General features: G+C 33.1%; 5 protein-coding genes and 1 pseudogene. 3 read left to right on the forward strand and 3 right to left on the reverse strand.

Annotated elements, in window-relative coordinates:
- Positions 1 to 524: 524 nt before the first annotated feature.
- Together SVZ03_00750 and SVZ03_00755 are read left to right on the forward strand one after the other, a co-directional pair.
- Positions 525 to 1,448 carry a hypothetical protein gene (locus SVZ03_00750; protein ID MDY6932732.1) on the forward strand — a complete coding sequence of 308 codons (924 nt, stop codon included), beginning with the start codon at positions 525 to 527 and terminating at the stop codon, positions 1,446 to 1,448.
- Positions 1,449 to 1,622: 174 nt separating this feature from the next.
- On the forward strand, positions 1,623 to 2,390 hold the full coding sequence (locus tag SVZ03_00755; GenBank protein MDY6932733.1) for a DUF362 domain-containing protein: 768 nt from the start codon (positions 1,623 to 1,625) through the stop codon (positions 2,388 to 2,390).
- A 114-nt stretch (positions 2,391 to 2,504) separates the two neighbouring features.
- Here SVZ03_00755 and SVZ03_00760 read toward each other — a convergent pair whose 3' ends face one another.
- Together SVZ03_00760 and SVZ03_00765 are read right to left on the reverse strand one after the other, a co-directional pair.
- Positions 2,505 to 3,581: a zinc dependent phospholipase C family protein gene (locus tag SVZ03_00760; GenBank protein MDY6932734.1), complete on the reverse strand. Its 1,077-nt coding sequence runs from the start codon at positions 3,579 to 3,581 to the stop codon at positions 2,505 to 2,507.
- A 209-nt stretch (positions 3,582 to 3,790) separates the two neighbouring features.
- Positions 3,791 to 4,123: a cytochrome c3 family protein gene (locus tag SVZ03_00765; protein MDY6932735.1), complete on the reverse strand. Its 333-nt coding sequence runs from the start codon at positions 4,121 to 4,123 to the stop codon at positions 3,791 to 3,793.
- Positions 4,124 to 4,467: 344 nt separating this feature from the next.
- On the opposite strand from SVZ03_00765, the gene SVZ03_00770 reads away from it, so the two are divergent.
- Positions 4,468 to 5,577 (forward strand): S-(hydroxymethyl)glutathione dehydrogenase/class III alcohol dehydrogenase, encoded by a 1,110-nt coding sequence (locus SVZ03_00770; GenBank protein MDY6932736.1) that lies wholly within the window; start codon positions 4,468 to 4,470, stop codon positions 5,575 to 5,577.
- A gap of 335 nt (positions 5,578 to 5,912) precedes the next feature.
- Here SVZ03_00770 and SVZ03_00775 read toward each other — a convergent pair.
- Positions 5,913 to 6,247 (reverse strand): annotated as a pseudogene (locus tag SVZ03_00775) (transposase).

A 6,247-nucleotide genomic window follows, 5' to 3' on the forward strand; every position in this document is an offset into this window, starting at 1 on the left:
TATGAGTCAATTTATTAATACATTTAAATCTATAAAATGGTTTCATAATCCTATGATACAAAAGACTCATTCTGTACTTATACATCTCAAAGATTGAAAAACCATTTTATCCCCTATTTTGACCTGATAAAGACTCACATTTAATATCATTATTTTTCAAAGGTCGACAATTATATTAGTTGCATTATAGAAGATACTTATATAGACTTTCTATTACTGAACAGAAAATTGTATTCCCACTTTACAGAAGGCGACAACAATTTATTGAAGATTCACATTAAATTTTAGCAATAATTCATTTAATTATTCCAAAATTCTGATGCCGTAATTTTTCATTGGTTATGAAAAAGCGAGGATTTATAAATTCGAGGGATATTGTCCCCCTATTAATTTTAATAATGCTATTTGTATCTATTGACTTAGGCAATGCACAGAGCATCTCAGAATACTGGAGCGAAGATTTTCGGCCAAACCTTATTAATATACGAAATCCGAATGGTAAGTTTTATGCATACATAGTTTTATTGTTTAATGAAAATCCGCACTTTATAAATTTAATCCAGGAAGATAGTATTCCTTTAGAGATGATCCAAAAGGAATTGTTTTTAGTCAATCAATACAAAAATTATTTAAGAAGAATAAAAAATAAAAAACTACAAATAATGGCTGAGAAGATGCTTGATATATATAAACATCCCCAAAAATATGATGACAAAACCTTGAAATCGATACAGATATATCTTGAAGGATACAATGTAATTTTACAATTCTCTAAAGTCGGAGTCTCGAAAAAAGAAAGGATTGTTTTAGATTACTGTATATATGGGAATAAAGAGCCAATTAATATAATTCACCCCCTCTTTAATATTAAGGAAAAGATATATAATATTCAGCCTTTCATATATTATGATGAGTTTAACACCAGTAATTCAACATTTTATTTTGATATGATCTATATAAACCCTGAGGAGGTACAGAATGATTATACTATTGCCAAGATGGTCTTGGCTGGGGAACAGGTAGATTCTATGTTTTTTGTAGGTTCACGTATAACAGAAGATATTAAACATTGTATAAAAAATGCATTTGTAAAATCAATATCCATAAAAAGTGATATTTTGAAGATGTTTGAAATTCACGAACTTACCCATAAAATATTAAATAATCATTATAATTATTTCGATCAAGTAACTGGCGAAGAACTCGCCCTCTTGAGTACAATATACCCCAATCCCTTCTTAGGTCTTTCTGTGTTGTATAGTTATATGGACTATAATGCGATAAATCCCCATAAAATAGCTGCTTTGAATTTTATCAGGTTTTTAGCAGAGAGGACAGGTAAATCAGAGTTTATAGATAACCCATCATTAGTAAAATATATGGATATTCCAACAATTAAAAAATTATCAAAAGAGCAGTTTAACTCAATTATAAAAAATTTGAGATAGGGTTTGATATTACCAAAAACTCGTTATACGCGATGGTATATTGGAGAAAGAAAGATAGAAAAAGAGTATTTTTTCCTGCTGCATCTGAATCACCAGCATAATAAATCCTCTTATATTCTAGAAATTAATTATATCGTCTAGTTATGATTAAGATATGAATTCTAATATGAATCAATGAAAACAATTGCTATAGAGCATTTTAATGTTTCCTACAGTAAAACAATTTCATTAGCCCTTGATAAGATTAAGGCTAATGAAATCCTATCTTTACATGACTTAATTCTAATTAAACCTAACCTTGTTCAAGCGACTGCTCCACCAGTCACCACACCAGTTGAGTGTTGTGAGGCAATTATTAATTATATCCGAGGATGCTCTAGCTCAGATATTATCATTGCTGAGGGATGCGGCGCGGCGGATTATGATACAGAAAAAATATTTGATGAGTTGGGGTATTCGGAAATGGCAAAGCGTTTGAATATCCATTTGATAGATCTGAACAATGCAAAAACCATTCTACTTAAAGATGACACCTGTCATGTATTTAGGGAATTTCATATGCCAGAGGTCGCAATGAGTCATTTTATAATTTCTGTTCCAGTCCTAAAAGCGCATAGTCTTGCTACAATTACTGGAACCTTGAAGAACATGATGGGATTCGCTCCACCTCTAAACTACCAAGCTGGTGGTTATTGGAAGAAATCGCTTTTTCACAATAGGATTCATGAATCAATTACAGATCTTAATCGATATCGAAAACCGGACATCTCGGTTATGGATGCCACAGTTGGGCTATGTGAGCATCATCTTGGGGGAAGAGTATGCGATCCTCCATTAAATAAAATTATTGTTGGTTATGATCCATATGAGGTTGACAGGATAGGGGCTGGTCTTATCGGTTTGCGTTGGGAGGATATTCCTCACCTAAATAATAAGTATTAAGTATATGATAGGATTCAGGAGTGACTAAGGCGAAATGAGTATAAAATTTCTCTCCCCAACCTTTATTGGATCATGTAAATATTAGATTGTATTGTTTTTTCAACTTGAGATATATTAAAATCGCAGACGTATAGATCGTTTTATCTTCAAATCATCAAATCCAGTGCCCATCTCTCCTGTATATGTGTTCAATTTAGCTACATCTAAAATATCTGATATGCATCCATCGTTATAGTATAGTTTAGCTTCTAACCCTTCCCAAATAAACGCTGTCCTTTCGCTCGATAACTTCAACAGATCTTCTACTGATTCATAATGCAAACCTGAACTTCCTGTAGGATTATACCACCTCTCCCTGTGAAGATTTAAAATATGGCGATTGATCCTTCTGGGTGGTGGATACCTCACGAATAAATCAAGGAAAAATAATTTATTTCTTTTCATATTGTTTATGAGTTTTATCAAGTATTTGGTATTACTCCTTTGTATCCGATAGGATAATTGAATAAAGTAAGGTACCATGTCAAGATACCCATAACCAGATGCATGGTTATCATATTTTTTCTCCTTTATCCAATTATTTTTTAAGTTGAATTGAGGTATTACACTATTGATAGAAGAGAGCAAATAATCTTTAATTGCTAAATCGATTTTGTTTTTTTCCGGAAGCATATCCATTATATCAAAGTTGTATCTATCTGAACCATGAAGGTAATCAAAGTATAGATCAATATTATACTCAAAAAGAAGATGCTGTTCCCTATAATAATAGATTTCCTTTTTTTTATCTCCATTTGGGAATCCTGACCAGTAAAGGATAAAGGGATGGAATATTGAATCAGTTATTACATGTGAAAGGTATCCATATAAATAAGCCCGTTGGGTTGCCGACCACTCTGTATTATAATCTCCGTAAGAAAACAATTTGTTGATCATTGAGGTAATAAATTTTTCACTGACATCATTATGCAATAGATGTGAGATTTCATTTCTATAAGACAGACGTGTTTTTCTACCAGGAAGAAAGTCGAAGATGTTTGGACCAACAGTTCCAAACAGTCCAGCCCTTCTAAATGAGGATGTTTTAAAAAGTGTTACAATAGATTTATAATATGGATTTTTTCTCTCTTTATTGTTTAACAGATTAATTGTTTCAATGAAAACTTTACTATGAGTGATTAAACCGGGCATCTTTGAATAATTGTCCTATCGCTGCGATTCATATTCTAGTTATAGTTTTTTATATTAAAATAAAAATTTCTTTCTCTAAACCTACCATAAATTGTCAGATACAATGGAAATAGAAGTTTCTCTCAATATTTTTATTATATTTATAAACAAACTAAAAAAGGATGTCTTTAGATGACATCCTTTTATAAAATATCTGTTTACTAATCAATCTACTTCTTTTGATGACATGCCTTGCAGCTTTTTGGTCCTTTTTTCATTTTCACATGACATCCCTTACAATTATCATGAAGACGTTTCTTTCCTTTTGGATCCTTTTTGAGATCATGACACTTTGCACATGGATCATCCTGATTTCCCTGGTGATGACATTCCTTACAATTATTGACCCCCGCCTTAGCGTGCTTTGTATGACTGTAAATAGCTGGACCCTTTTTGTTCCCTATCTTCTTAACCTTTAGATCTGCAGTTGGGGCTGCGGCATAGATCACTAATGGCAGGGCAACAATTGCTCCAATAAGAAAAACTAAAAAACGCTTCCTCATAATTTAACTCCTTAATATAGTTGTTATAACAATTATTTATTTAAATACACATTATGTTGTAACTTATAAAAATGTCAAGAAAATATACAAAAATAATATATAATAATAGTCAAGCTGTTAATAAATTATTCTATACATAACCATTATTTTCAAATAATCGACTATAATAAAGCATTATTAAAAATAGGTTTGCATTTTCCATCTAGCTTTTTAGCAATTACTATCAATAATAGTATGTTATATAAAAAATTGTTGCTTAATTATAATAATTAATTTATTTAGACAATTTGCATACAAGAAAATAAAATGTATTTTTTACTAACGTTTATAACAGGAGAAAGAAAATGAAATCTAAAGCAGCGATTGCTTGGGAAGCTGGAAAGGGTTTAGAGGTTGATGAAATAGATGTTGATGGCCCTAAGGATAATGAGGTTCTAATTAGAAATGTTGCCACAGGCGTGTGCCATACTGATGCTTTCACACTTTCAGGAGATGATCCTGAGAGTATTTTCCCAGCCATTCTTGGGCACGAGGGTGGCGCTATTGTTGAAGAAATAGGAAAAAATGTAAAGACTCTTAAGCAGGGAGATCATGTTATTCCTCTGTACACACCCGAATGTGGTAAATGCAAGTTTTGTCTTTCCGGTAAGACTAATCTATGTCAGGCTATTCGCACAACCCAAGGGAAGGGTCTTATGCCGGATGGTTCTTCAAGGTTTTCTAAAAATGGTAAAACTATTTTTCATTACATGGGAACTTCAACATTTTCAGAATACACTGTTCTGCCTGATATCGCTGTCGCAAAAATAAATAAGAACGCTCCTCTTGAGAAGGTCTGCCTGCTGGGATGCGGTATTACTACTGGTATTGGTGCTGTTATCAATACTGCAAAGATGAAGCCAAGCAGTTCTGTGGCTGTCTTTGGTCTGGGCGGCATCGGTCTAAGTGTCATTCAGGGTGCTGTAATGGCCAAGGCTGAAAGGATAATTGCTATTGATATCAATGAGGATAAATTTGATATTGCTGACAGCCTAGGCGCAACTGATTTTATTAATCCAAATAAATGCGATGTCAGTATTCAAGAAGTTATTGTTGAAATGACCGATGGTGGCGTGGATTACTCATTTGAATGTGTGGGTAATGTGGATTTGATGCAATCTGCACTGGAATGCTGTCATAAAGGATGGGGAGAGTCAATTATCATTGGTGTTGCCGGTGCTGGGCAGAAGATTTCTACACGTCCCTTTCAGCTTGTTACCGGACGCGTCTGGAGAGGAACAGCATTTGGTGGGGTAAAGGGACGTTCTGAACTTCCTAATTATGTTGATAAATATCTAACAGGAGAAATAAAAATAGATGAAATGATAACCTATACCATGAGTTTAGACGAGATAAATAGGGCTTTTGAGCTTATGCATGAAGGTAGGAGTATTCGATCTGTTATTATTTTTTAGCCTATTCTCACGTACTTTTGGCTAACCTTTTCACGTAATAATTATAAGCTATAAAACATCGAGTATCATAGCTTTCATTTATATTATCCAAAACCCTTATGTTCACTATATCAAAGGCTACCTCAATTCCCATCAATGATACTTCTTTGTTCATTTCCTTGAATGTAATGGCATTGTTCTCCACTTATTTGTAAGAGAAACTATATTTCCTAATTAAGATAAGATATCTAATCCTACTGTGTCATAAAATTTTATTACTGATCCCACAACACGGACATCTATAAAATTGTCTTGCTATCTCTTTTGCGATTAAATACCTCAAACTTGTTATTGAATCAGGCACATGCCGTACTGCTCGCCCTGCTTCCTCGAGGTTTGTAATCTTTGGGTAAGAAAGCCGCTTCTGGTTGATTCCATTTTTTTTATTACCTGTATTTTGAAGACGGCAGTTCATTAAAAAAGCATATGCTGCAATACATAAGGTTGCATGATGATGAAATCCCATCCAGTTCCTTCCTTCAAAATGAGTTAATCCAAATTCTTGTTTTGATTCCTGATAATCACGTTCTATACGCCAGCGCATTTTTATTATGTTTATCATTTTTACAAATGATATATTAGCAGGTAAAGTTGATAACCAATATTTTGTTGGTTCTTTTTCATTTTCAGG

This window comes from Spirochaetota bacterium, from assembly GCA_034190085.1.
Lineage (GTDB): Bacteria > Spirochaetota > UBA4802 > UBA4802 > JAFGDQ01 > JAXHTS01.

What these genes read in the sequence shown, in the direction of transcription:
- SVZ03_00770 (MDY6932736.1), top strand. Translation starts at nt 4,468, where the DNA reads ATGAAATCTAAAGCAGCGATTGCTTGGGAAGCTGGAAAGGGTTTAGAG.
- SVZ03_00760 (MDY6932734.1), bottom strand. Translation starts at nt 3,581, where the DNA reads ATGCCCGGTTTAATCACTCATAGTAAAGTTTTCATTGAAACAATTAAT.
- SVZ03_00755 (MDY6932733.1), top strand. Translation starts at nt 1,623, where the DNA reads ATGAAAACAATTGCTATAGAGCATTTTAATGTTTCCTACAGTAAAACA.
- SVZ03_00765 (MDY6932735.1), bottom strand. Translation starts at nt 4,123, where the DNA reads ATGAGGAAGCGTTTTTTAGTTTTTCTTATTGGAGCAATTGTTGCCCTG.